This window comes from Peredibacter sp. HCB2-198, assembly GCF_045999315.1.
Lineage (GTDB): Bacteria > Bdellovibrionota > Bacteriovoracia > Bacteriovoracales > Bacteriovoracaceae > Peredibacter.
This window is the reverse complement of sequence record NZ_CP174607.1, coordinates 2,214,769-2,238,077: the sequence shown is the minus strand read 5'-3', so window position 1 is coordinate 2,238,077 and position 23,309 is coordinate 2,214,769. Positions and strand designations below refer to the sequence as shown.

Here is a 23,309-nt window from a genome sequence, read left to right as displayed (position 1 = left end):
GAAAGTTGATAGTTTCCCTGCCAAATACAACACCCAGACAGCTCGCACCTGAATGATCAAAAATCACTCTAACTACCAATTTACATAAGCGAGAATCAGTGGCGGCAATCCTATTGAGAACTCTAAACTGATGAGACGGAATTAACCATATCTGCTAGAATCTTCTAATGAAAGTCCTCCTCGCCCTCTCCCCATTGACCCAATTCAATACTCCGTACCCGTCTACGGCGTATTTAACGTCTTATCTTGAAAAGCTAGGACATGAGGTCAATCAGATTGATCTAGGGCTTGAACTCATCCTGAAGATTTTCTCTAAGAATGGTCTCAAAGAGATTACAAAGATCATCAGAAAGTCCAAGGTCAAAGATCAACTGTTAGACTTTTATCTGGATGCTCACCAGGAATACGAAAACAACATTGATGCTGTTATCTCGTTCCTTCAAAAAGATGAGTCACCTCTCATCCAAACCATCATCGAGCGCCAGACGATTCCTGAAGGCCCTCGCTTTATCCCATTAGACGATAATCAGGGTGGGGTCTTGGATCTTTATAATGATCTCAGCGACAAAGATAAGGCCAAGCACATCTGCAGCCTTTTTATGGATGATCTCGCAGATATTATCCGACAGGGTGTGGATGAGGACTTTGGATTTTCTCGTTATGCTGAGAAGATCGCGCTTTCACTTACCTCTTACTCTCCCATTTATAGACGTCTTAAAAAGAAAACAATCATTGATGAATGGATCGCTGAGCTTACAAAGGCCAGTCTTCAAAAGTTTCAACCCGACGTGATGGGAATCTCGGTTCCTTTCCCCGGAAACCTTTTAGGTGCTCTTAGAATCGCTGAAACCACGAAACAAGTGTCACCTAACGTGAAGGTTCTTTTAGGTGGCGGTTACGTGAACACGGAGCTTCGCTCTCTCGAGGACCCACGCATTTTTGATTTGATTGATTACATTACTTTCGATGATGGCGAAAAACCTCTCGAGCATTTATTGAAGTTCATCGAAACAGGTGATGGTCCTTTACTTCGAACCATGTATCGCAAGGACAATAAGGTTACTTTCGTCTCAAGTCCGGAATTGTTTGATATCAAATTCAAAAACCTAGATGCTCCAAGCTTTAAAGGTCTGGAGATGAATCGCTACGTCTCCATGATGGACAATATGAATCCTACGCAAAGACTTTGGACCGACGGTCGTTGGAACAAAATGATCCTTGCCCATGGATGCTATTGGAAGAAGTGTACCTTCTGTGACGTGAGTCTCGATTACATTGGCCGTTATGAGCCAGATACGGCGATGGGTGTAGTCGACAAGATGGAGAAGATCATCCAGGAAACTGGTGTTAATGGCTTCCATTTCGTGGACGAGGCCGCTCCTCCGACACTCCTTAAGGCCATGAGTGAAGAGATCCTGAAAAGAAATCTCAAAGTCACGTGGTGGGGTAACATCCGCTTTGACCCGTACTTCTCCGCCGAAGTGACAGAGCTTATGAAAAAGGCCGGTTGTATTGCCGTTACTGGTGGGATTGAAGTGGCCTCAGAGCGCGTGCTTAAACTCATCGACAAGGGTATCTCCATCGAGAAAGTCGCAAAGGTCACAAAGAACTTCAAGGACGCGGGAATTTTTGTTCATGCTTATCTCATGTACGGTTTTCCTACTCAGACCATGCAGGAAACCATCGACAGCCTCGAGGTCGTTCGCCAACTTTTCAAAAAACATTATCTCAGCTCTGCCTACTGGCATCGCTTTGCTTTGACCGCCCACTCTCCGGTGGGAATGAATCCTGATAAATTTAAAGTGAAGATTGTTCCTCAGAAGAAACCTGAACACGGACTATTTGCGAACAACGAACTTCCCTTTACTGAAGAGAAGTTCGTCGATCACGATATGCTTGGAGTAGGACTAAGACGAGCGCTTTACAACTACATGTTAGGACAAGGCCTCGACATGGATCTCCGTGATTGGTTTGACGAGAGAGTGCCGAGGCCCAAAGTAGAAATCAATTTCTAATTAATCTTCCCAATTACCCCGCAAACAATTGGTAAAGAGATGTGCGGTTGCTCACCTGGATGAGCTGCAAGGCTTGTTGGAAATGAACTCTGAGGGGCTGTTCCGTGAACCAGAACCACTCTTCCTTCAAAACCAATGCCCTGCCCACTTGCTAGTTTCATGACATTATCAGAAGGATCTTCATCTGCTTTCCAAAGGTCAGCGTTGACCTTTGAGAGAGATGCGAACTTCTTATAAGTCATAGCGCGACCTCTTGGATAAATGTCCTTTCCTGCTATTTGTGAACTTAAATCATCATCCAATGGCATAAGAGCTGAACCAACAACTTTCATGGCCTCTTCATAGTCCACAAAGCCGTCACCGTTGGAATCATCTGCCTGAGTCGGGCATCTAGTTCCAATATGCAGAGTCTGTCTGTGAGGAACCGCCTGATCATCATCCAAATTGGTGCTGACTTGAAGTTGATCGGCCTGCAAAGTAAAGGTGGCCGAACCATATGGGATGAAACCATTAGAGTAGAAATTAACCGGTCGAAGGACGGCATAATAAGTCCCTGGAGCCGCCTCGACCATTTCACGAGCGGCGGCCTGAGTGACACTTCCGCCACTTCCACTACCACCACCATCTTTACCACAGGCCACAAGTCCTAAAAGCGCCATCAGTACAAAAATTGTATTTGGTTTCATTTAAAGACTCCCTTGAAAGAAAGCTCGCGAGCGTGCTGCGTTTACTCCAGAAACACTCCAACCAGTAATTTGTCTACCGTTCTCAAAAGCACCAATGTCTTGAGGAATGTAGTAATACATTGGTTCATGCTTTGTGTAGCAATCCTGAGTCTGATCAGCACCGGCATCATAATCATTGAACTTGAAGTCGGTCACACATTCACGCTTACTGAATACTAGGAAATTTTTCCACTCGGTGAATGTCACCGGACGATCAAGGAATTGATAATCCATGACTATCTTTTTCCCGGAAGCTGTTGTGTACATCGGAGCTACGTGGAACCACCACTTATAGCGCGTTCGTTTAATGTATGTATCAGTCAGCATAAGGAAGGCCTTTTGCGACTTGATACCACTTTTCTGAAATTCATCATACGCCCATACATGGGCGCGATCCGAGCACTCAGATTTTCTACGCATATACGGATTCATTCTTTTAAAAATTTCAGGGATCTGTTCATCCGGAACGATTGTAGGCTCATAGCTTGCTTCCGGCTGAAGTTGGAATTTATTCTGAACACCAGAGACTGACATAGATTTATTGGCCATGAGCTTTCTCTCGAAGGCCGCAAGTTTATGTCCTTCATTTTGCTCAATGAATTTGACCTCACCAGAATTCATTTTAACTAAATGAGGTTCACCGTCTTTTCCCCTGACGATGGAATGAATACCATCCCCAATTGTCTCAGCTCTAACTCCCTGGCCGAAGACAAAGAATGCAATGAGCATAAAACTCTTCATGAATTACTCCCTAAGTTTAGTGTCATTTGTTAGATCGCAACTTCAAACAAATGATTTATATCTTAGAGGTACTCATGATCTCAAGATGCCAAAGTGACACCTTCACATAGTTTTTCATTGAGCGCTTAAATGGTTGAAAAAGAGATTGGTGTCTTAAGATTTTTGGAATGCATTAAAGAGATACAATTCCTCTGCCGCGACCGCACTAGGATTCAACAATCCTAACTCGAATTGCCGATAGTCCCTTAGGGCCTTCGCTAATTTGAAATGCGACTGTGTCCCCATCATTAGGCACACCTTCAGCGCATGCTGTTTTATGAAAGAATAAATCCTCCATCTCTTCATCAGGTCGAATAAATCCAAAACCTTTCTCAAGATTAAAGAACTTCACTGTCCCCAGAAAGAAATCACCCTGATCTTCTTTAATTTGAGCTTCGCCCCAGATAATTTCATGGATCTTAACGACTTTTTCACCTTTATGAATGCGCTCGAGCTGTGTGATGACGGCTTTCTCGCTACGATTATCGACCAACATGTCCTTACGCTTACGATTGGTGGTCTTACTCATGTCGTATTTAACAAATTCTACTTTTACTTTACTCATGACTTAAGTATACCAGGCAGGCGTCTACATGTTAAGATTTCTGAATGTTATTTATCACGTTGGCACTTTTTATCCTTGCTCCTGTCTATGCCAGTTTGCATCCCGTGCAATCAAATAAGCCATTATATGAGTTTGGAGTCATTGGTGGTGCTGCCTTCGTTCCTGACTACCCGGCCTCTGATCAGGGTCGTCTTAGATACTTAGCAGTTCCACAGGTGAGATACAGAGGACTTCGATTTCGTTCTGATGAAGAAGACAGTATGAAGGCGCGTCTTCTGCATAACCCCGTCTATGGTTTTGATCTGAGTGGCGGAGGAGCATTTTCGGCCAACTCGGATAAAAACGACGCCAGAAAAGGCATGAATGATCTTGATTGGGTTGGAGAACTTGGGCCAAGGTTTTATATATTTTTGGTTCGTTCAGAAAGACTTTGGGTAAGACTTTTCTTTCCTGTCCGCATTGCTGCTTCAACTGATTTAACCAGTATCACCTATCAAGGTCTGGTCTTTGCCCCGGCATTCAATACTCGCTATTATTTCGATGATAGTAAGTTCAATTCAATTATCTTGAACTTGTCTCGTACTCATACCACTCATCAGATGCAGGAGTTTTATTTTGAAGTTGATCGTACGTACTCCACTTCAGAAAGGCCCGAATATGATGCCAAATCGGGATATATGTCATCATCAGCGGCACTGGCCTACATTTACGAAAAAGATCAGATTGGGATTTACGGTGGTTTTGGACTGAACAGTTATAAGGGCAACGCCAACGCTGGCTCTCCACTCTACAAAGCTGATTACACCTACTCTGCGTTCGTTGGACTTAGTTATTTGTTCTATCAATCAAAAGAAAGAGGATATCAGTAAATATCTTACTTAACCTCTGCCCCACGCTCTTTCAGAATCTTCCTCAGGATAGACCTATGACATCTCTCCTCGTTCTCACAGTAACATCCTACTGAAAAGTTCGTGTCATGAGAAAGTGCGGCCAAAAGATCAAGGATATGAGTAGCATCGGGCCTTTTCATCTGGGCACGATATTTAGTTTCAAATGCCTTCCATTCCTTCTCAGTTTCTGCTTTAAGGGCCTTTGCTACGAGATCACTTGTTGGGGAGAGAATGGGCATCCACACATCGTAGAAGTCACGTTTTGCAAATTCTGATTTAGGAACTCCGCGAGGAGGTCTTCGCACGGTTCCTAAACGGAGTCCTTCATTTTTCGAGCGGGGTGAACCGAGCTGCACAATACGAATAGTCATAATCTTTGTTTCTCCTCAAATGAATTCTAGAGGATTCTTAAGCGTCATTACCTTGATTTTTCCAGAAGAAATGCATAAGGCCCCAGCAGATCAAGCTACTGGGGCCAGTTTATTTAATATCCGTTCACGTCTGATCCAGCAAAACTACATATACCTGTTTTACCAGCGAGATACCCATTACTTGTTGGAGTACAAATCCCAAACAAATTTGTCGGATCCACAATTCGCTGAACAGTTAGGTTTTGCGCCCCACCTGCTTCACCTGCACCAACCGAAAGATAACCATATTCCAAAAGCACGGCCGGAATGTTGGCATTGTTTTCATCTACGCATTCAACAGTCGCAACTTGGGCCACTTCCTGCAAGACATTGCTAAAAATATTAAATCCCACAGGATTGCAATTATTCTCATCCATACACGAAGAAATATTTGGATAAGCAACTTTACCTGAAAGAGCATCGAAATAAGTAATAAAGTTAATACTATTGGTAGGTAAAGAAGAACCAAATGGAACAGTCGTCACAAAAGCATTACTTTGTCCGCTACAAAACCCTTGTGAATGGGTTCCTGGATATTCAGACGACATCACTGACAAGAGAGTTTTATCGTTACTAAAAATCATACTTACGTCAGTTGAACCGTTCACATCCCACTTACCAAGGTGAATGGCGGCCCCCGGATTACCCATGACAATTTTAACTGCGGGGGCAGTTGTGACTTCTCCGGAATCAGCATTGATGATGACACCGTTAAGCATGTCCATCAAAAAGCTAATTTGTAATTTCACTGGGGCGCCCATCCCGAGATCAAGTTCACCTGTCATCGGATTAATCTTCCCTTCAGAAGAATAAATCTCGTCTCCGATCTGACACTCATTAAGACCAGGTCCAACTACGCATAAAGGATTTTTGAAATAGGTCGCGGTACACCACTGCGTCTCTGGTCCCATATTTAATTGAATCGGATGAACGGCCCCTGGATTTATCGTGCTAACGGTTCCATTCGCCTGGCCATAGATCAGATCGCCTTTATTAACATTTGTTCCATTACGGCCATTGTACTTTTCACCATTAAAGGTCATAGAAACGGTGGTCGAGAAACACAGACTAATGGATTTATAACGGCCAAAACCAATCGTCACATCTTCAATCTCGGCATTTCCAAAATCCGGATCAGATTTTCTAAAAGTATGTTGAACAGGGCTTTGAAATAATCCGTAATTGTCGTCATCAAACTTAGTCAGTTGAGCAGAGTTAAAAGTGTATGTCACCGATGTCGGTGTCACAGGCCCCTTCTCTTGGGCCATTGCAGTCATAGAACTCATTACTAGAAGTGCCAAAAATTTATTCATGCGATTCATAAAATTTCCTCCTTAAAATTTGCTCGCTTTCACTTTAACGGCGATTCCGACAGGTCCACTGCTGCCCTTTTTCTTGTCTTCCTTGACACAAGAAACAGTCAAACTAAGCAACGTAACGATAATCAAAAACATTCCCATCTTTAAGAAAATCGAATTCAAAATTGGCCTCCTCATGAGGGTTAATAAATTTTGACCGGAATCTACAAGCGCACGCACGACGACCTCACGGTGTTTCGCTCCTTAGAAGTTAAATTAGTTTGGGAGTGTGAGAGAAGTGAATGACGACCTGGAAAATCGGTCGAAGACCATTGAGCAAGAGGAATGCCAAGGTGATTAATAATATTTTAATGGTTTATAAAGAAAAATTTGACTAATAATTTTACACTGTCAAATAGGCATCTACTTGAAGCGCCAAGGCATTGCAATCCGGCTCTCAATTATTATCATTTGTATGAGGAAAACGATTATGAAGAAAATATTCATTACAGGCTCCACGACCGGTCTTGGATTTCTTGCGGGCCAATTACTTCTTGAACTTGGATATGAAGTGGTTTTTCACGCTCGAAGTGAAAAGTCCGCAAAGGAAGCAAAACTCAAACTTAATCAAGATGCACCCTTTGTAATTGGAGATGTTTCTAATTTGGATGAAATCAAATTGGTTGCAGAACAAGCGAATGCTCTAGGGCCTTTTGATGCCATCATTCATAATGTCGGCGTTTATGAAACCAATGCTGAAGTCATAACAAAAGATGGTCTTCGAACCGTGTTTGCCGTTAACGTTCTCACCCCCTATCTTTTGAGTAAACTTCTCGCAAGACCTGAGCGCATGGTTTTTGTAAGCTCGGGCATGCATAGGAGCGGAGAATTTAATTTAGAAGATCCGCAATGGAAAAATCGCATGTGGAACTACACACAGGCGTACAGTGATTCAAAACTTTTCGATGTCATGCTCACGAAATGGTTCGCCCGAAAGTGGCCAGGAACTTTTGTCAATGCCATTGATCCAGGATGGGTTCCTACTCGTATGGGTGGTGCGGGTGCTCCGGATAATTTAATGAAAGGGATTGAGACTCAAATTTGGCTGGCAATCAGTAATGATCCTGAGGCCTTAGTGACTGGAAAGTACTTCCATCATAAAGAGCAGCGTAAACCAAATTCATTGGCTGAGTCTGAAAGAAATCAAGATGAGTTAGTTTCTTACTTGGAGAAAATTTCATAAGATAAGCCTAATTGATAAATAGTCTAAAAGGCGGACATATGACTTTCTCCACTCGCCCGGTGAAGATCCCTTACCACGGCACAAATCTTTTAGAGATGTCTCTTCTCAATAAAGGGACAGGATTCACAGAACAAGAACGCCATGATTTAAAATTACATGGTCTCGTTCCGACAGTATTCGAAACAATTGAAGAACAAGAAGTAAGAATTGCGGCCCAATATGCTTTGCTAAAAGAAGATCTTGAAAAGCACATCTTCCTAAGAAACTTACAAGACACTAATGAAACGCTTTTTTATCACTTCGTGAAAAAGCATCTCGCTGAGATGTTACCCATCATCTATACACCGACTGTTGGAGAGGCCTGTCAGCACTTCTCAAACATCTATCGCGCTTCACGCGGCATTTTCATTTCTTATCCTAATAAAGACCGTATTGATGAATTGCTTAGCAATGTCACGAAACGGAATGTGAAAGTGATTGTTGTTACAGATGGGGAGAGAATTCTTGGTTTAGGAGATCAAGGAATCGGAGGCATGGGGATTTCAATTGGAAAGCTCTCCCTCTACACTTCATGCGGAGGAATTAGCCCGGCCTATACATTGCCTATCGTTCTAGACGTTGGAACAAACAATGACCAACTTCTAAAAGATCCTCTTTATATGGGATGGAGACATCAGCGAGTCACTGGAAGTGAATACGAGTCATTCATTGATGCTTTCATTAAAGCAGTTAAACGTCGCTGGCCAAATGTCCTTCTTCAATTTGAAGACTTTGCTCAACATAATGCTCTTCCTATTTTGAAAAAATATCGCAAGGAACTTTGTTGCTTCAATGATGATATTCAAGGAACTGCAGCTGTGACATTAGGATGCCTCATGGCCGCCTGTCGCGCAGTTGGAGATAAACTAAAAGATCAGCGAATTGTTTTCCTCGGTGCTGGTTCGGCAGGAGCTGGTATTGCGGAGAAAATTATTTCACGCATGAAAGTTGAGGGCCTATCTGATGAAGAGGCCAGAGCAAGAATCTTCATGATTGATCGCTATGGTCTCATTACAGATACAATGCCAAACCTTCTTGATTTCCAGCAAGCACTGGCCCAGAAAAGCCAGGCCCATCATTGGATCAAAGATCAAACTAATATCTCACTGCTTGAGACCGTTAAGAACGTTAAGCCAACCATTCTGATTGGTGTTTCAGGTCAGCCTGGATTATTCACCGAAGAAATTATTAAAACGATGCACGCTCATTGCTCAAGACCTATCGTCATGCCTCTCTCGAATCCAACATCTCGAGTGGAAGCTCAGCCGGCCAACATCATTGAATGGACAAATGGAGCGGCACTAGTGGCCACGGGAAGTCCGTTTATGCCAGTTGAATTCAATGGGAAGACCTACCCGATTGCTCAGTGTAACAACTCTTATATCTTCCCGGGCATTGGACTTGGAGTTCTCGCTAGTGGAGCGAAGGAAGTGACAGATTCGATGCTTATGGCCGCATCTGAGGCCCTATCAGAGATGTCTCCGATGGGTAATAAAACTGGAAATAACCTACTTCCAGTGATTGAAGATATTCAGAAAGTATCTCGCGCTATTGCTTTAAAAGTTGCGCAGGCGGCGATTAAGGACGGAGTTGCTAAATCTGTGAACGAGAAAGAATTACTTTCTTCCATTGATGCAAATTTCTGGATGCCGGTTTATAGAACTTTTGAGCCGAAGTAATTTGCTTCCACACAAATTTAAGATTTTCTATTTAGTATGGTCCTATAAAGGGGCCATACTATGTACAAACATTTAACGACTCTCCTCATTCTCCTAAGCATCTTCAGCGTGGGATGTAACAAGAAAGAGGATTCAAGTTCTGAAGCACCATCAGAGTCAACAGAATCACCAATTAATCCAACTCCTGATGTTCCCTCTGGGCCTGACCCCACTCCTTCTACTCCAGCAGATGCAAGGGCCGGCAAGGTCACACTTTGGGACCGTTCTTCCGGTTATGACTGCGCCGTTTTTTTGCCGGCAGACTATGGCACAGATCCAAACAAAACTTATCCAATGATTCTTTCACTTCATGGTCTTAATGGTTCAGTTTTAAACACTGCTCACACTGCTGTAGGTGGAGGAAAAACCGGTTTTATCAAACAAGTATGGAGCACTACTCTCGCACAAAAATATCCCGCCATTGTCATTGCTCCTAACTGGGCACCTGCAGGGTCAAATGGAAGCGGGCTTTGGATTCACTCTCAATTAAGGCAGGTCATCTTGGATGCGATGGAAAAATATCAGGTCGACACTGATCGCATTGTAGTAACTGGTCTTTCTGCGGGGTCTATTGGCACGCAGGAACTTATCAAAAACTCCAAAGACCTCATTGCAGGAGCGATGCCTGGAGCTTATTCCAATACTTTCTCAGATGTCTGTGAAATGGCAGACATTCCGGTCTGGGTCTTCGGGAACAACAGTGACAATTTATTTGCTTCGACTGGTTGGCAGACGATACAACCAAAGGTCGAATCTTGTAGTAACTACATTCATGAATTCACACTTACTGTTTACAACAGCACTTGTGGACATGGTTGCTGGGACTCTCACTGGGCAAAACCTGAAGTGCAAGAATGGCTGATTAATCAAAGGAAGTAGGACCTTAGTCAATCATTTCCAGGCACTGACCTAGTCCCATGCGAATGACCTCATCGCGAAATTCATCTTCGTATGAATTTGGAGCATGAATAAATTCACCAACAGCAGAGTATATTTTTGGGGCCTGGGCCCATAGTGATTCACTAGAAGTTGCCGTGAATTGAAACATTTCAAGAAAAAGTTTCGAATATCTTTTGGCCGACTCACTATGTACTTCGGCCTCAATTAATGATGCCTTTAACATTTCCAAGGCATTGGTCAAATCTTCTTCTCGATTAGAATTAAGGCAGCGGTAGAAGTTTTCTTCGACCTTTGCAAAGAGAATATCGCTCATTTTCCTTCTCTCCCCAGAGATTCTTCATGCTCTCTAATATACCCGTAAGGTGAAAAACGTGTTATCGTAACTAAGCCAACAAGTATCGAGGATCGGCCAATGATGAAAAAGAACCTACCAAAAGATAAGTTAGAGCTCATAGAAAGACTTTCAAAATTCAAATACATTTTCGCGCGAGAATTTACGATTGATGACTCTTTGATGGAAAGAAAACTTCATACGCATGACTTCGGGCTACTCAATTGCGTAAAGAAGGGAATCGTAAGAATCGCCACTGAAACTGATTCCTGGGTTATCTCTCACAACACTTTTTTTTATCTTCCACCTAACATAATGCACATCACAGAAATAATTGGTGAATGTTCAGTTATGGCCGTATTTGTACCAGAGCACTTAAATAAGACACTACCTAAAGAGATCGCTATTATGGAGTTCACACCTCTCTTTAATGCGATTCTTGAACGTATGAGTTCTTGGGAATCCGATCTCAATTACAATGTCGAACAGCAGAGACTGGCCAAAGTTGCAGAAGATGAACTTCAAAATGCAAAGGCCGCAAGCTTCTTCCATATCCCAATGCCAAAAGACGAAAAGCTACAAAAGACAGCGAAAAAGATACTTCAGTCCCCTGAAGACATGTCTTCTATAGAAACTTGGGCAAAATTTTCAGGAATGTCACTCAGGTCATTTACCCGCCATTTTACAGACGAGACAGGTCTCGCATTCACGGAATGGAGACAAAGAGTAAAGATCTATACTGCATTGAAGTTACTGTCGGAGAATGTATCGGTGAGTGATGTATCCTTTAACCTTGGCTACCAAAACGTTAGTACATTCATTGCTATGTTTAAAGGACACATGGGATGTTCACCGACAGAGTATATTAAGAATACCGGGATCAGTTAGATTAGTGACGAAGCTCTTGATGGTCAGCTTGGGCCTTTTTACCCACTTCTCTCGCGCCCGGCACTTCAGCATCATCAAATCGTTCACTGATAGACTTACCCTTCTCTAGCGGGGCCTTCTTAGGTTCCGCTGGGATGAATTCTGAAACGGTCCCTAGAACTTTGACTGATAGGTTCGGGAAGAAATGATGGATTTCGTTTAATAGCCCTGCCTGGAAGCCGACAATCTTAAATGCCTTACGCTCTTTAAGGGCCTTGACGATTCTGCGAGCGGCCTTATCAGCACTAATGGTGAGAAGTGGTGCTGTTGATGAAAATGCAAAAAGTTTAAACTCTTTTTTATTCCCACGTTGAAAAAAAGCATTCACATACGAACCTGTTCTCATAAGCCACGGAACAACGGTTGTGACAAAGATATTGTCTTTTCTGAGCTCAACAGCAATCCCTTCAGAAAATCCCACGGCCGCAAACTTGGCCGCGCTATAAGGTAAGAGATGAGGAACACTGATCTTTCCCCCAATGGAAGTGACATTTACGATGTGCCCATCTTTCCGCTCTTTCATATGAGGAAGAACCGCCAAAGTCGTATTCACAATGCCCCAGTACATAATATCCATCGCGGTCTCAAAGTCTGAGCGCTTGAAGGTTTCCATAGGACCAACTTGAATGACACCAGCATTATTGATGAGAATATCAAGTTTACCAAAATGCTTAATGACATCACTTACAAGCTGATTCACCTCTTCTTCTTTACTCACATCACAACGAAGAGTCAGGACATCTTTCCCAAGATGATCCTTAGCATTTTCTAGCTCACTTTCATCGCGAGCACAGATGGCGATTTTGCACTCTTCTTTAATGAGATGCTCGGCCAGGACATAGCCGAGACCTTTTGAACCACCGGTAATGAGAACGACTTTGTTTTTTAGTTCTTCTTTCATAGTTCAAAGGATAAACCATGAAATTGCAGGACACATTTAAATATGTCCTCAAGAGCGCTGTTTTAAAGTCGATTACACCAGTTTTGTATCGATGCTAATAGATCTAGTTAATAAGTTATAAACAGGAGTTTTATTGGCGATGGCGAGAAGCTTCTCTTTTTGCTCATTAGTCAGGTCACCTTCAAAGACGATGTCTCTCTGAAAGACGGCCCCTGTCACTTCTTCAGTGGTGATCTTAACTGTTACTTTGGTATTTAGTAGTGGCCAGCCTTTCTTGTCAGCGTACATCTGGCAAGTAAGGATAGTACAAGCGGCCAAACCTGCTTCAATAATTTGATGAGGGTTCATCCCTTCATCTTTACCACCTATTTTTTCTGAAAGACCTGCAACCAGTGAATGGTTCCTTGTATGTAACTCAGCTGCAAGTCCTTCTTGTCTGTTTCCCATGATCATAAATTGCTCCTATATTGCTTTACTCTCTTTAATTCCACCTCGTGAGCTTCAAAAAGTAAAACCGCTTCTCATTTTAAGAAGAATGAATTATTTTTTCTTAATGTTGTACGGCAATAAATCAATTCCCCAATATTCTCCGTCAAATATTGTTCTTTGGTTCATTCTAGCTTTTCAGGCAGGGCTGTTGAATATCGGTGGCTTTATGGCCATCAACAAAATTATTTCCCACGTCACTGGCTTCGCTACGTTTTTTGGTTACGAGATAAGTCAGAACCAAAATATACACGCGCTAGGTATGCTGTCAGTTCCCCTCTTCTTCTTATTAGGCTCCATGCTCAGTGGCTACTTTGTCGATCTAAGACTAAAATTAGACAAGCGTCCTAAGTATTATATTACTTTTGGTATCATTTTTGCTCTCCTGTCTGTTCTTCTTATTGGAGGCGTGACTGGCCAGTTTGGTCAATTCGGAGAAGCATTTGAGATCAATCGAAATTATGCTCTCCTGATTATCCTCTGCTTGGTCTGTGGCATTCAGAACGGAACGATTTCTACCGTCTCAAAATCTGTCATCCGCACAACTCACCTTACCGGACTCACGACTGATTTGGGCCTTGGGATTGTAAGGATTCTTAACAAGAAGAAGCTCAAAAATCAGATCAATGATGAAGAGAAGATCAATCTTGTTAGATTCGGAATCATCCTATCCTTTATCCTCGGCTCTGTAGCGGGTGCCCTGATTTTTAGAAGCTTGGGGTTTATAGGGTTCGCGGTACCAACAATCATTTCCGGTATCCTATTTGGCCTTATGCTTTATTTTCAGGTTTACCGACCTGCTACTTGACCTTTACCCATAGTTCAAGCTCACTTGAGCCTGTAGGCTCACTAGAACTTAACTCATATGTATCCGGCAAGTTTCCACCGAATCCATGATAGGTCACGACTCTCGTTCCCACTTTTAGTTCGGACAACTTCGCATGAACAGTCTCGAGATAGAAATCATATCTGTACTGACTCACTGGAACTGAAATATCAATGCGACTAAACGGTAACATCTTATTTTCATAAAACGGGTTGAATAAATAAAAAGCGTCATACTCTGACCAATCCAACGAGGTCATATTTCCATTAATAAACGTAACGTTATTTAGCTTAAAACTTCTGGCCGCCCCTTTAGATATCTCGTTGAGATAGGAACGTTGTTCAATTCCATAAAAATGTACATCAGGATGAGTGACGGCCCCGATGATGCAAAACTTCCCACATCCAGAACCAACATCAAGAATCTTCATGTTCTTTTTATTGGCCAGCAATGCGGACGCCTTAATCACAACATCCACCGGCGACCAATGCACCGATGAAAGCTTGCGGATCATGGAAGGATAGACGCGATCAAATCTGACATTGGATACTTTCTTCCCGCTCACAAGATCTTTACTTATCGACAGCGCCTGATAACTTGGCTCCGCATCTGAATAGAGCTTTTGTGCAAGTACCTCTATTTCCTGTTCGACCTCTTTAATAAGTTCATCCAAAGCTGATTTTTCCTCAAATGCCATGATTAATGCCCTTTACACTTTTCACAAAACCCATAAAAAACCATTGATAAATTTGCCTTTGAGAAACCATGAATGTCCTTAAGAGCTTTTTCGATCTTCTCGAATAGCTCCTTGTTGCCTCGGCTCGCCTTCCCGCAGGTTTTACAAATATAAAAATGGTGTACGTCTTTATCAAAGACGTATTGAAAACATTTACCCTTATTCGGAAGATTGAGTTCTTGAATAATATCCAGCTTCTTAAGAAGCTCTATGTTTCTATAAACGCTTGAGCGGTTCACACCTTCCACTTTAATTCCTAGAAATTCATAGATCTCTTTAAGAGAAATGTGTTTGGACTTGTTATCAAGAATATATTGGATCAACGCTCTTCTTGCAGGAGTTAATCTTAAATTTTTTGCTTTTAAAATTGATACTAAATCGCGGTGTTTTTTCATGCACTTATCCTTAGCGTGCTCTCTTATTGCAACATTCTCCAAATGCATCATGTTGCATCTAGTTTTGTATTATAGTATATGAATTTAACATTAACACCCAAAAGAAACTTGACTCCTTTTGTTTAGGCTAAACAATGATAAAAGAATTTAATAATGAGGCTTGGCAGAGTTCCGATTGGAAAGAGAGCTACATCATCACCTTGAAGTCCATCAGATACCATAAAGCTGTCGATAGACTTGATTCACCTACAACGTCTTTATTATTTGTTTCAAAGATCAATGATGCCTCTATTCGACAGCACTTCGAAGACAGCTCAAAGCACTTTAAGACGTACAATACATTTAATTTTACAAACTCCCTCCTGGATGCACCATCAGAAGCTGAGAATGGTACTTTAAGGAAATTGCCCTTCTGGCCGCTTAATATCCTGGATGTTCTTCTTAACACTTCAGGAATTTCTTTTTTGGTGCGTTTATTTCTTCGAGGAGAACTCAGGGACCATTTCTCTTATCGAAGCAGATTGAAGTCGATGCCAAAGGAACAGCTGGCCCAAGAACTCTCGGCCCTGTTTCATCTAGTAGGTCTTACTTCCCTATCACAATTGAACGTGTTTATTGGATCAAATAATAGTCGCAACAGTCTCTTCGCCGTAAAATTTATGGCCGAGAACTTAAATCATCCGACGGTCAAAAACTTATTAGGAAGTTCCGGGGTTTCTATTCCCGAAGGCTGTCAAACTCTCTATGGATTTTTTGATAAAAAGAAGAATCGCATTGATTATCAGTTCACTGATATTACTCTGGACATCAATAAGTCCCCAATAAATTACCTCCAACGAAAAACCAACTGGGTCTTAGACAGAAAACGAGTTAAAGACCTTACCCATGATTCTAAAATTAATCGAAACAAGACCTTTATCATTGGCCGTCGATTATTAACCAGAGGGCATGATCCTCTGAACGAAACGGCCCTCATTCAGTCTTACGATTACAAAAGAGACCCAAATCTTACGCTTTTAAGCCAACTCTTGAAGAATTTGCTTCGGGAATTAAGTACTTCTCATCCAGAGGCCTTGGTGGTCGTTGAGAATTATCCCAATCAGATTTCTTATCTCATATCCAAAGATGAAGATCTGAAGTCTTACCTGAACGGAAACAACATCGCTCTTGCCTCAATTGAACCCGAGAGCAAGGATGTTTATGTTTTTGAGGGAGATCAATTTGTACAAAGAAGTCTTAAACATATTTATTAACGGAGATTATATATGGGTTTAGTTGATCAGCTATTAATTCGTGCGGGATCCAAGTGTGAGTTGTGTTCAGATACAAACAATCTGTCACTCTATGAAGTTCAACCTATTACTAAGATTGACGAAAACTCTGCTGTCATTGTTTGCCAAAAATGCAAAGACCAGATTGAATCTGCGACCTCGCTCGATGCTCATCACTGGCATTGTTTGAACGCAAGCATGTGGAGTGAGTTTCTTCCTGTTCAAGTAATGTCCTATCGTATTCTCAGTTTACTGAAGGAAGAGCCATGGGCCCGAGACCTGCTTGAACAACTCTACTTAGATGAAGGGACTCTAGAATGGGCCAAAGCAGGTCTACCCGAAGAAGATGAACCGGAGACCGGAGCGCCAACTTTAGATAGCAATGGCACTCAGTTGGCGGAAGGTGATTCAGTGACTCTGATAAAAGACCTTGATGTTAAAGGTGGTGGCTTTACCGCCAAGAGAGGCACTCTTGTAAAAAACATTTCCCTTACCAACAATCCAAAGCATATTGAAGGTAAGGTAAATGGTATTCAGATTGTCCTTGTGGCCGCCTTTTTGAAAAAGGCCTAGATTTTCTCACCACATTCAAGCATGGCCTTACCCAAATATGGGTTCTTAAGATTGCCATTCTTTTGGACCCATTTGGCCTTCGCCATAGGACAAGTTGCTGTCGTTAAGGTTTTAAGCTCCTTCTTGTCACCATTCTCAATATAGACTTGAGAAAGTTGCTTAAAGGAGTTTCTTACTTCACCGAGATTCTTGAAGGACTTCGTACAGTCTTTGTAGTCATCCTTATAGTGAATGAGTTCCTTATCGCAAATGAACTTATGGGCATCCATCGCCAGTTTCATATCATCATTTGCAAGTGCTTCCTGCATTTTAAGATACGGGCCATAGGCCAGATCATGGGCAAAGGCCGATGTCACAGAAAGTAAAAAGGCCAAAATAAATAATTTCATATCAAACTCCTATAAACTCATAAAAACTTTATTATTCCCATGACCATCAAATGTTAGAACGTCATAAGGTTCACTGTAACTTCCTTCCATCCCTGGAGACCCCATAGGCATACCGGGAACAGAAAGTCCTTTGACTGCTGGTTTTTCGGCCAGGAGTTTTTTAATCGCACTGGCGGGCACATGTCCTTCCACTACATACTTGCCAACTTTGGCAGTATGGCAGGAGCTAAGATTATTCGGGATATTGAGCTCTCTTTTGATGGGACCAACATCATCAAGTAGGACCGACCTCACTTTCAGGCCGGCATTTTCAAGATGCTTTACCCATTTTTTACAACATCCGCATGTACGTGATTGGTACACAACAATTTCTGAAGTTTCTGAGGCAACACTATTGGACTCATTGATATACATAAGTCCTAGAACCACTGTGGCGAGAACAATAGAAGCTATTAACTTTTTCAAATGGCCCTCCGTTTCCCTTTAAGACGACGAAAAAAGCTAATTTGTGACAAAAAAAAGGGCCTCATATAAGGCCCTTTCTGCTTTAACCTTGAGTCACTCCATTAACTGGATATCCTGCTGCTTCGATTAACTTTGTTAATTGTTCAGCGGATTGATTAGACTGGACAGTAAGCGTTTGATTTCTAACATCGGCCTTTGCCTCGATAGTGGAATCAAACTCTTTAAGAGCGTCCTCGATATTGTGGAAACAGCTCATACAATTCAAACTTTCAATTTTAAACTTATACACACAATCCTCCTTTGGCTGTGGGGTTGCCCAAATCTTCCACCTTCCCCTAGGAGTAAAGTCAACTCTTTTTGAAAAATAAGAAAAAAGCTTGAGCTTCCCGGCAGGGGAAGGTTGATACTCAATATAACAAGGGTTAGACCCTATTGACCTTCCCTTACTGGGAAGGTTTAGGATATAAATATCAAAGGAAAATATATGCAAGAAACAATCAGCTTAGATATTAAAGGAATGACTTGTGCCTCGTGTGTGGGAAGGATCGAAAAAGTCTTAAAAAAGGACGCGGGGGTGATTTCTGCCTCTGTGAACCTCGCCACTGAAAAAGCGAAGATCGAATTCGAAAAATCCAAAATCACAGTTGAAGGATTGGTGAACCTAGTAAAGAAGGCCGGATACGAAGCTCGTATTTCTTCACAAGATTCAAAGTCAAATAAAGAGGAACAATTAAAACGAGAGAAAAACACCATTATTCTTTCATCCCTCCTTACTTTGCCTCTAGTATTGCCTATGCTTCTTGGACCTTATGGACATGAGTTCATGCCTTCCGCCTGGATTCAGCTATTATTGGCCACTCCAGTTCAGTTTTATATTGGTCTAAGATTTTATAAGTCAGCTTGGGGAGCGATTAAAGCTCGATCGGGCAACATGGAACTACTTGTAGCAATTGGGACCACTGCGGCCTACGGTTTAAGTGTTTTCCTTATGCTAAAAAATCTAGAGCATTTAGGACACCATACTCCACACCTTTATTTTGAGGGCTCGGCAGTCATCATTACACTTGTGCTGTTAGGAAAATATCTTGAGACAAAGGCCAAGATGCAAACATCGGCCGCAATCAAGGCCCTTCAAGCTTTGCAACCACCTACTGCAAGGATCTTAAGAGACAATACAGAAGTTACAGTTGCCGTAGAAGAATTGAAGTTACATGACCAGGTTGTTATTCGCCCAGGTGAGAGAATTCCAGTCGATGGTATTCTCATCAAGGGAAACACTCAAGTTGATGAATCACTTATCACTGGAGAAAGTCTTCCAGTTGATAAAAAAGAAGGCGATAAAGTTGTTGGCGGCTCTATCAATGCTGATGGCCTTATCATTGTAGAAGTTTCTGCCCTTGGTTCGGAAACCATGTTATCGCGAATTATTAGAATGGTTGAAGATGCCCAGGCCGTGAAGGCCCCAATCCAAAGACTGGTTGATAAAGTCAGTGCTTACTTTGTGCCCACTGTTCTCATTATTGCTGTCCTAACAATTGTTGTAACGGCCCTTATTTCTGGAAACTGGGAAACTGGAATTATTAATGGTGTCGCCGTTCTTGTCATCGCTTGTCCATGTGCGCTCGGATTAGCAACTCCGACATCTATCATGGTTGGAACAGGCTCAGCGGCCAAAGCTGGGATCTTGATTAAAGACGCTGAGGCCCTTGAAGTAGCCCACTCTGTGACAACAATTGCTTTTGATAAAACAGGAACTCTGACTGAAGGAAAGCCATCAATCAGTAAGCTTATTACTTATGAAATGGATCAAAATGATTTCCTATCTCTCTTGGCAACCATTCAATCAGGAAGTGAACATCCATTGGCGAAGGCCGTTCTAAACGAAGCTCAGTCAAAGAATGTTAATTTCAAGCAGCCAAGCTCAGTTAAATCCTTACCGGGACGAGGACTTGAAGCAGTGATTTCGGATCATAAGTATTACCTTGCGAATAAACGACTAGTTGAAGAGCTCAACATTGTTAATGACACTTATCAGAGTGTTGCTAAAGACCGTGAAACACTTGGTGAAACTGTTTCATTCCTTATTGAAGGTACTTCAAATAAATTACTCGGAGTGGTTACTTTCAAAGATAAGATCAAGGCCTCTTCTTTTGAAACTATCCGCCAGTTGAAATCGCAAGGGATCAAAACGTTGATGCTTACTGGTGATAACTATGGCAGTGCTCAAGCTGTTGCAAAAGAACTAGGCATTGACTATGTAAGAGCTGAGGTTCTCCCTGAGCATAAGGCCTCAGTCATTATGGAATTCAAAGGTAAAGGTGAAGTGGTCGGCATGGTTGGTGATGGAATCAATGATGCCCCTGCCCTCGCGGCCGCCGATGTGGGCATCGCGATGTCGACGGGGACCGATGTGGCCATGCATTCATCTGGTATTACCCTGATGAGAGGTAATCCTCTACTCATTCCAGATGCGATTGCGATCTCTAGAGAAACTTATAAAAAAATTAAGCAAAATCTTTTTTGGGCATTTATCTATAATGTCATCGGCATTCCACTCGCAGCAATTGGATATTTGAATCCTGTGATCGCTGGAGCAGCAATGGCGTTTAGCAGTGTAAGCGTTGTTACAAACTCACTGCTTCTAAAAAGATGGAAACCGCTTCAGAAGTAAAGGAGTCAGTATGAATATTGGTGAATTGGCATCAATGAGTGATGTAAATGCAAAAATGATCCGTCGATATGAAGAGAACGGAATTATCCCTAAAGCAGGAAGAAGCTTATCGGGTTACAGACAATATTCTGAAAAAGATGTTCACGTCCTTAAATTTGTAAAAAGGGCCAGAGAGCTTGGCTTCAGCATGAAGGACATCAAGCAGCTCTTAAGCTTATGGAGAAATAAGTCACGACCTAGTTCTCAAGTAAAGAGCCTGGCCTTGAAACATAAAAAAGAACTGGAAATGAAACTGAAAGAGATTCAAGAGATGTTGCATACGATAAATAATCTGGTTGAACACTGCCATGGCGATGATAGACCAGATTGTCCAATCCTGGACGGATTAGATTGTCACAAGTAGCACGTATCTGTCGTCTTTTAGACTAAAAACGGAAACACATGAAAAATAAAATTTTACTCATCGCCCTTCTTATGACCGCATTTGCAGTGAATGCCAAAACTGTTAAATACGAACTGACCGCCACCAAAGGTAAAATTAACTTAAGTGGAAAGAAGGAAGTGGATTTCGCCCTTATGCTTAATGGTGGAATTCCCTCACCTACACTTGAATTTACCGAGGGCGATGAGGCCGAAATTACTTTGATCAATAACATTCCAGACGATGAGTTGTCGGTTCACTGGCATGGTATTCTCCTTGATCCTTATATGGATGGAGTTCCCTACGTAAACACACCTCCCATTATGCCTGGTGAAAAATATACGTTTAAATTTAAACTAAGACAGCATGGTACTTATTGGTACCATTCACACACGAATGTTCAGGAACAAAAAGGTGTTTACGGCGCCATTGTCATCCACCCCAAAGAAAAGACGATCTCATCTGATAAAGACCTCGTCGTTGTATTGAGTGATTGGTCAGACGAGAATGCGACTCAAATTTTGAAGAACCTCAGAAAAGATGGAGACTACTATCTTTATAAAAAGGACACCATGAGATCATGGTGGGGCGCCATGAAAGAGAATAAGCTTAAAAACTTTCTCTACAACGAATGGACCCGAATGGGTGGCATGGATTATTCCGATGTGGGATATGATGCTTTCCTGATGAATGGTAAAGAAGACTCTCAAGGTATTGTGGCCCATCCTGGGGAAAAGGTTCGAATCCGAGTTATTAATGCCGCGGCTTCTTCGTACTTCTATGTCTCTCTTGGAGATGTTCCTATGAGGATCATTTCAATGGATGGCGTTGATATGAAGCCGACACTGGCAAAAGATTTCCTGATCGGAATGGCCGAGACATACGATATTCTTTTCGAAGTTCCAGAACATAAGAACTACGAGTTAAAAGCGACGGTCCAAGATGGGACAGGCTCTGCTTCAACATGGATTGGGATGGGAGAAAAGGTTTACGCACCTAAAAGACCGTTTCCGGATATGTATGCGCTAATGGATCATGGCGGTCACGGTGGCCATGGTGATCATTCAACAATGGATCATTCAAAGATGGACCACTCAAAGATGGACCACTCAAAGATGGACCATTCAAAGATGGACCACTCAAAGATGGACCACTCAAAGATGGACCACTCAAAGATGGACCACTCAAAGATGGACCACTCAAAGATGGACCACTCAAAGATGGACCACTCAAAGATGGACCACTCAAAGATGGATCACTCAAAGATGGACCATTCAAAGATGGACCACTCAAAGATGGGCCACTCAAAGATGGACCATTCAAAGATGGACCACTCAAAGATGGGCCACTCTTCAACCTCAGAAGAGGTCATTGATTCCTTTGACGTCAATAAGGCCGAGGCCATCTCTCGCACTGATTTTCCCGCCAATATCCCTCGCCATGACGTAAAACTAGTTCTTGATGGCGATATGGAAAGATATGTATGGCATATCAACGGTAAGGCCATTCATCAGGACAGAACTCTGACGATCAATGAAAATGAAGTCGTGCGCTTTACCTTTGTAAACAACACAATGATGCATCACCCGATGCACCTTCATGGCCACTTCTTCAGAGTCTTAAATGATAAGGGCGAAAAATCACCAATGAAGCATACCGTGGATGTTGCTCCCCACACCACGAAGGTCATTGAGTTCTATACCAATGAACCAGGTGAATGGATGCTCCACTGTCACAACCTCTATCACTTAAAAACTGGTATGGCGCGTGTTGTGAAATACTCATCATTCACACCTAAAAAAGAAATTAAAGAACTACAAAAACATGATCCACATCTGCATGACCACATCTATTACCGAGGAATGCTAGAGGCCGCAACAAACCACGCTCAAGCACAGCTTAATTTAATGAATACTTGGGACGAGCTTGAATTGCGTACTGAGCTTCGTAATGATTTCGGCTGGCAAGGTGAAGGTGATGCATTCTATAAGCATTGGTTGAATAAATGGACCAACCTTATTGTCGGTGGAACCATTGTCGAAGGATATGGAGCTGGAGTGGCCGGTGTTGGTTACATTCTACCTTTCTTATTTGAAACTCATACTTTGATTGATCATGAAGGAAGAATTCGTTTTGACCTGGAAAAACGTTTTCAATGGACCAAGACCCTTTACACCGATGCAGAGTTTACATTCAGACAGAAGCAACCATCGGAATTTGAAATTTCATTGATGTATCAGAACAATTGGGCATGGTCGGCAGGACTAATGTTCACAGAGCATAGTGCCGGTGTAGGGGCCCAGTATAACTTCTAAGAAATATGTGCCAAGAAGA

At 42.2% G+C, this 23,309-nt stretch carries 25 protein-coding genes; 12 read left to right on the top strand and 13 right to left on the bottom strand.

Annotation, left to right across the window (positions count from 1 at the left end; all coding sequences use genetic code 11):
* Positions 1-167 precede the first annotated feature (167 nt).
* Positions 168-2,015 (top strand): B12-binding domain-containing radical SAM protein, encoded by a 1,848-nt coding sequence (locus tag ACJVC5_RS11080; protein ID WP_408095574.1) that lies wholly within the window; start codon positions 168-170, stop codon positions 2,013-2,015.
* On the opposite strand, the gene ACJVC5_RS11075 is transcribed toward ACJVC5_RS11080, so the two are convergent.
* The 3 genes from ACJVC5_RS11075 to ACJVC5_RS11065 all read right to left on the bottom strand — a co-directional run bounded on the left by ACJVC5_RS11075 (position 2,012) and on the right by ACJVC5_RS11065 (position 4,085).
* Entirely contained in the window at positions 2,012-2,701 is a 690-nt protein-coding gene (locus tag ACJVC5_RS11075) for a hypothetical protein (RefSeq protein WP_408095573.1), read from the bottom strand. The two genes, ACJVC5_RS11080 and ACJVC5_RS11075, sit on opposite strands and share 4 nt — an antisense overlap.
* Positions 2,702-3,481 (bottom strand): protein-glutamine glutaminase family protein, encoded by a 780-nt coding sequence (locus tag ACJVC5_RS11070; protein WP_408095572.1) that lies wholly within the window; start codon positions 3,479-3,481, stop codon positions 2,702-2,704. It abuts the gene before it with no gap.
* 205 nt (positions 3,482-3,686) lie between these two features.
* Positions 3,687-4,085 (bottom strand): cold-shock protein, encoded by a 399-nt coding sequence (locus tag ACJVC5_RS11065; RefSeq protein ID WP_408095571.1) that lies wholly within the window; start codon positions 4,083-4,085, stop codon positions 3,687-3,689.
* Between the two features lie 44 nt (positions 4,086-4,129).
* On the opposite strand from ACJVC5_RS11065, the gene ACJVC5_RS11060 reads away from it, so the two are divergent.
* Positions 4,130-4,954, top strand: coding sequence for a MipA/OmpV family protein (locus ACJVC5_RS11060; protein ID WP_408095570.1), 825 nt, complete (start codon positions 4,130-4,132; stop codon positions 4,952-4,954).
* Between the two features lie 5 nt (positions 4,955-4,959).
* Here ACJVC5_RS11060 and ACJVC5_RS11055 read toward each other — a convergent pair whose 3' ends face one another.
* Together ACJVC5_RS11055 and ACJVC5_RS11050 are read right to left on the bottom strand one after the other, a co-directional pair.
* Positions 4,960-5,346: a DUF488 domain-containing protein gene (locus tag ACJVC5_RS11055; RefSeq protein ID WP_408095569.1), complete on the bottom strand. Its 387-nt coding sequence runs from the start codon at positions 5,344-5,346 to the stop codon at positions 4,960-4,962.
* Between the two features lie 113 nt (positions 5,347-5,459).
* Positions 5,460-6,707, bottom strand: a complete 1,248-nt coding sequence (locus tag ACJVC5_RS11050; protein ID WP_408095568.1) for a hypothetical protein — start codon at positions 6,705-6,707, stop codon at positions 5,460-5,462.
* 466 nt (positions 6,708-7,173) lie between these two features.
* On the opposite strand from ACJVC5_RS11050, the gene ACJVC5_RS11045 reads away from it, so the two are divergent.
* The 3 genes from ACJVC5_RS11045 to ACJVC5_RS11035 are packed head-to-tail and all read left to right on the top strand — an operon-like array spanning position 7,174 to position 10,562.
* On the top strand, positions 7,174-7,926 hold the full coding sequence (locus tag ACJVC5_RS11045) for an SDR family NAD(P)-dependent oxidoreductase (RefSeq protein ID WP_408095567.1): 753 nt from the start codon (positions 7,174-7,176) through the stop codon (positions 7,924-7,926).
* Between the two features lie 38 nt (positions 7,927-7,964).
* A complete protein-coding gene (locus ACJVC5_RS11040; RefSeq protein WP_408095566.1) occupies positions 7,965-9,644 on the top strand; it encodes an NAD-dependent malic enzyme in 1,680 nt (559 codons plus the stop codon).
* Between the two features lie 60 nt (positions 9,645-9,704).
* Complete coding sequence (locus ACJVC5_RS11035) at positions 9,705-10,562, top strand: hypothetical protein (protein WP_408095565.1); 858 nt, start codon at positions 9,705-9,707, stop codon at positions 10,560-10,562.
* Positions 10,563-10,566: 4 nt separating this feature from the next.
* Here ACJVC5_RS11035 and ACJVC5_RS11030 read toward each other — a convergent pair whose 3' ends face one another.
* Positions 10,567-10,896, bottom strand: a complete 330-nt coding sequence (locus ACJVC5_RS11030; protein WP_408095564.1) for a hypothetical protein — start codon at positions 10,894-10,896, stop codon at positions 10,567-10,569.
* 99 nt (positions 10,897-10,995) lie between these two features.
* On the opposite strand from ACJVC5_RS11030, the gene ACJVC5_RS11025 reads away from it, so the two are divergent.
* The gene (locus ACJVC5_RS11025) at positions 10,996-11,802 is read left to right on the top strand and encodes an AraC family transcriptional regulator (protein ID WP_408095563.1); all 807 of its coding nucleotides are present in this window, start codon (positions 10,996-10,998) and stop codon (positions 11,800-11,802) included.
* 1 nt (position 11,803) lies between these two features.
* Here the strand turns inward: ACJVC5_RS11025 and ACJVC5_RS11020 are convergent, their stop codons facing one another.
* Together ACJVC5_RS11020 and ACJVC5_RS11015 are read right to left on the bottom strand one after the other, a co-directional pair.
* On the bottom strand, positions 11,804-12,742 hold the full coding sequence (locus tag ACJVC5_RS11020) for an SDR family NAD(P)-dependent oxidoreductase (RefSeq protein ID WP_408095562.1): 939 nt from the start codon (positions 12,740-12,742) through the stop codon (positions 11,804-11,806).
* A 72-nt stretch (positions 12,743-12,814) separates the two neighbouring features.
* Positions 12,815-13,195, bottom strand: a complete 381-nt coding sequence (locus tag ACJVC5_RS11015) for an OsmC family protein (protein ID WP_408095561.1) — start codon at positions 13,193-13,195, stop codon at positions 12,815-12,817.
* An 82-nt stretch (positions 13,196-13,277) separates the two neighbouring features.
* On the opposite strand from ACJVC5_RS11015, the gene ACJVC5_RS11010 reads away from it, so the two are divergent.
* The gene (locus tag ACJVC5_RS11010) at positions 13,278-14,036 is read left to right on the top strand and encodes a YoaK family protein (protein ID WP_408095560.1); all 759 of its coding nucleotides are present in this window, start codon (positions 13,278-13,280) and stop codon (positions 14,034-14,036) included.
* Here ACJVC5_RS11010 and ACJVC5_RS11005 read toward each other — a convergent pair.
* A complete protein-coding gene (locus tag ACJVC5_RS11005; protein ID WP_408095559.1) occupies positions 14,029-14,751 on the bottom strand; it encodes a methyltransferase domain-containing protein in 723 nt (240 codons plus the stop codon). The genes ACJVC5_RS11010 and ACJVC5_RS11005 overlap by 8 nt on opposite strands.
* Before the next feature lie 2 nt (positions 14,752-14,753).
* Positions 14,754-15,185, bottom strand: coding sequence for a Fur family transcriptional regulator (locus ACJVC5_RS11000; RefSeq protein WP_408095558.1), 432 nt, complete (start codon positions 15,183-15,185; stop codon positions 14,754-14,756).
* A gap of 134 nt (positions 15,186-15,319) precedes the next feature.
* On the opposite strand from ACJVC5_RS11000, the gene ACJVC5_RS10995 reads away from it, so the two are divergent.
* Together ACJVC5_RS10995 and ACJVC5_RS10990 are read left to right on the top strand one after the other, a co-directional pair.
* Positions 15,320-16,438, top strand: coding sequence for a hypothetical protein (locus ACJVC5_RS10995; protein WP_408095557.1), 1,119 nt, complete (start codon positions 15,320-15,322; stop codon positions 16,436-16,438).
* A 12-nt stretch (positions 16,439-16,450) separates the two neighbouring features.
* Positions 16,451-17,029, top strand: a complete 579-nt coding sequence (locus ACJVC5_RS10990) for a PhnA domain-containing protein (RefSeq protein WP_408095556.1) — start codon at positions 16,451-16,453, stop codon at positions 17,027-17,029.
* On the opposite strand, the gene ACJVC5_RS10985 is transcribed toward ACJVC5_RS10990, so the two are convergent.
* The 3 genes from ACJVC5_RS10985 to ACJVC5_RS10975 all read right to left on the bottom strand — a co-directional run bounded on the left by ACJVC5_RS10985 (position 17,026) and on the right by ACJVC5_RS10975 (position 18,172).
* Positions 17,026-17,418 (bottom strand): hypothetical protein, encoded by a 393-nt coding sequence (locus ACJVC5_RS10985; RefSeq protein WP_408095555.1) that lies wholly within the window; start codon positions 17,416-17,418, stop codon positions 17,026-17,028. The genes ACJVC5_RS10990 and ACJVC5_RS10985 overlap by 4 nt on opposite strands.
* A gap of 9 nt (positions 17,419-17,427) precedes the next feature.
* Entirely contained in the window at positions 17,428-17,883 is a 456-nt protein-coding gene (locus ACJVC5_RS10980; RefSeq protein ID WP_408095554.1) for a DUF411 domain-containing protein, read from the bottom strand.
* Between the two features lie 82 nt (positions 17,884-17,965).
* Positions 17,966-18,172, bottom strand: a complete 207-nt coding sequence (locus ACJVC5_RS10975) for a heavy-metal-associated domain-containing protein (protein WP_408095553.1) — start codon at positions 18,170-18,172, stop codon at positions 17,966-17,968.
* 195 nt (positions 18,173-18,367) lie between these two features.
* On the opposite strand from ACJVC5_RS10975, the gene ACJVC5_RS10970 reads away from it, so the two are divergent.
* From ACJVC5_RS10970 to ACJVC5_RS10960, 3 genes are read left to right on the top strand one after another with little or no spacing between them, the layout of a single operon-like run.
* Positions 18,368-20,554, top strand: coding sequence for a heavy metal translocating P-type ATPase (locus ACJVC5_RS10970; RefSeq protein ID WP_408095552.1), 2,187 nt, complete (start codon positions 18,368-18,370; stop codon positions 20,552-20,554).
* Positions 20,555-20,564: 10 nt separating this feature from the next.
* Complete coding sequence (cueR, locus tag ACJVC5_RS10965; protein WP_408095551.1) at positions 20,565-20,957, top strand: Cu(I)-responsive transcriptional regulator; 393 nt, start codon at positions 20,565-20,567, stop codon at positions 20,955-20,957.
* 38 nt (positions 20,958-20,995) lie between these two features.
* Positions 20,996-23,290, top strand: a complete 2,295-nt coding sequence (locus ACJVC5_RS10960) for a multicopper oxidase domain-containing protein (protein ID WP_408095550.1) — start codon at positions 20,996-20,998, stop codon at positions 23,288-23,290.
* The last annotated feature ends 19 nt before the right edge of the window (positions 23,291-23,309 follow it).

Bases quoted from the DNA above. Each gene is read 5' to 3' on its own strand.
- ACJVC5_RS11080 (WP_408095574.1), top strand. From the start codon at position 168: ATGAAAGTCCTCCTCGCCCTCTCCCCATTGACCCAATTCAATACTCCG.
- ACJVC5_RS11075 (WP_408095573.1), bottom strand. From the start codon at position 2,701: ATGAAACCAAATACAATTTTTGTACTGATGGCGCTTTTAGGACTTGTG.
- ACJVC5_RS11070 (WP_408095572.1), bottom strand. From the start codon at position 3,481: ATGAAGAGTTTTATGCTCATTGCATTCTTTGTCTTCGGCCAGGGAGTT.
- ACJVC5_RS11065 (WP_408095571.1), bottom strand. From the start codon at position 4,085: ATGAGTAAAGTAAAAGTAGAATTTGTTAAATACGACATGAGTAAGACC.
- ACJVC5_RS11060 (WP_408095570.1), top strand. From the start codon at position 4,130: ATGTTATTTATCACGTTGGCACTTTTTATCCTTGCTCCTGTCTATGCC.
- ACJVC5_RS11055 (WP_408095569.1), bottom strand. From the start codon at position 5,346: ATGACTATTCGTATTGTGCAGCTCGGTTCACCCCGCTCGAAAAATGAA.
- ACJVC5_RS11050 (WP_408095568.1), bottom strand. From the start codon at position 6,707: ATGAATCGCATGAATAAATTTTTGGCACTTCTAGTAATGAGTTCTATG.
- ACJVC5_RS11045 (WP_408095567.1), top strand. From the start codon at position 7,174: ATGAAGAAAATATTCATTACAGGCTCCACGACCGGTCTTGGATTTCTT.
- ACJVC5_RS11040 (WP_408095566.1), top strand. From the start codon at position 7,965: ATGACTTTCTCCACTCGCCCGGTGAAGATCCCTTACCACGGCACAAAT.
- ACJVC5_RS11035 (WP_408095565.1), top strand. From the start codon at position 9,705: ATGTACAAACATTTAACGACTCTCCTCATTCTCCTAAGCATCTTCAGC.
- ACJVC5_RS11030 (WP_408095564.1), bottom strand. From the start codon at position 10,896: ATGAGCGATATTCTCTTTGCAAAGGTCGAAGAAAACTTCTACCGCTGC.
- ACJVC5_RS11025 (WP_408095563.1), top strand. From the start codon at position 10,996: ATGATGAAAAAGAACCTACCAAAAGATAAGTTAGAGCTCATAGAAAGA.
- ACJVC5_RS11020 (WP_408095562.1), bottom strand. From the start codon at position 12,742: ATGAAAGAAGAACTAAAAAACAAAGTCGTTCTCATTACCGGTGGTTCA.
- ACJVC5_RS11015 (WP_408095561.1), bottom strand. From the start codon at position 13,195: ATGATCATGGGAAACAGACAAGAAGGACTTGCAGCTGAGTTACATACA.
- ACJVC5_RS11010 (WP_408095560.1), top strand. From the start codon at position 13,278: ATGAATTATTTTTTCTTAATGTTGTACGGCAATAAATCAATTCCCCAA.
- ACJVC5_RS11005 (WP_408095559.1), bottom strand. From the start codon at position 14,751: ATGGCATTTGAGGAAAAATCAGCTTTGGATGAACTTATTAAAGAGGTC.
- ACJVC5_RS11000 (WP_408095558.1), bottom strand. From the start codon at position 15,185: ATGAAAAAACACCGCGATTTAGTATCAATTTTAAAAGCAAAAAATTTA.
- ACJVC5_RS10995 (WP_408095557.1), top strand. From the start codon at position 15,320: ATGATAAAAGAATTTAATAATGAGGCTTGGCAGAGTTCCGATTGGAAA.
- ACJVC5_RS10990 (WP_408095556.1), top strand. From the start codon at position 16,451: ATGGGTTTAGTTGATCAGCTATTAATTCGTGCGGGATCCAAGTGTGAG.
- ACJVC5_RS10985 (WP_408095555.1), bottom strand. From the start codon at position 17,418: ATGAAATTATTTATTTTGGCCTTTTTACTTTCTGTGACATCGGCCTTT.
- ACJVC5_RS10970 (WP_408095552.1), top strand. From the start codon at position 18,368: ATGCAAGAAACAATCAGCTTAGATATTAAAGGAATGACTTGTGCCTCG.
- cueR (WP_408095551.1), top strand. From the start codon at position 20,565: ATGAATATTGGTGAATTGGCATCAATGAGTGATGTAAATGCAAAAATG.
- ACJVC5_RS10960 (WP_408095550.1), top strand. From the start codon at position 20,996: ATGAAAAATAAAATTTTACTCATCGCCCTTCTTATGACCGCATTTGCA.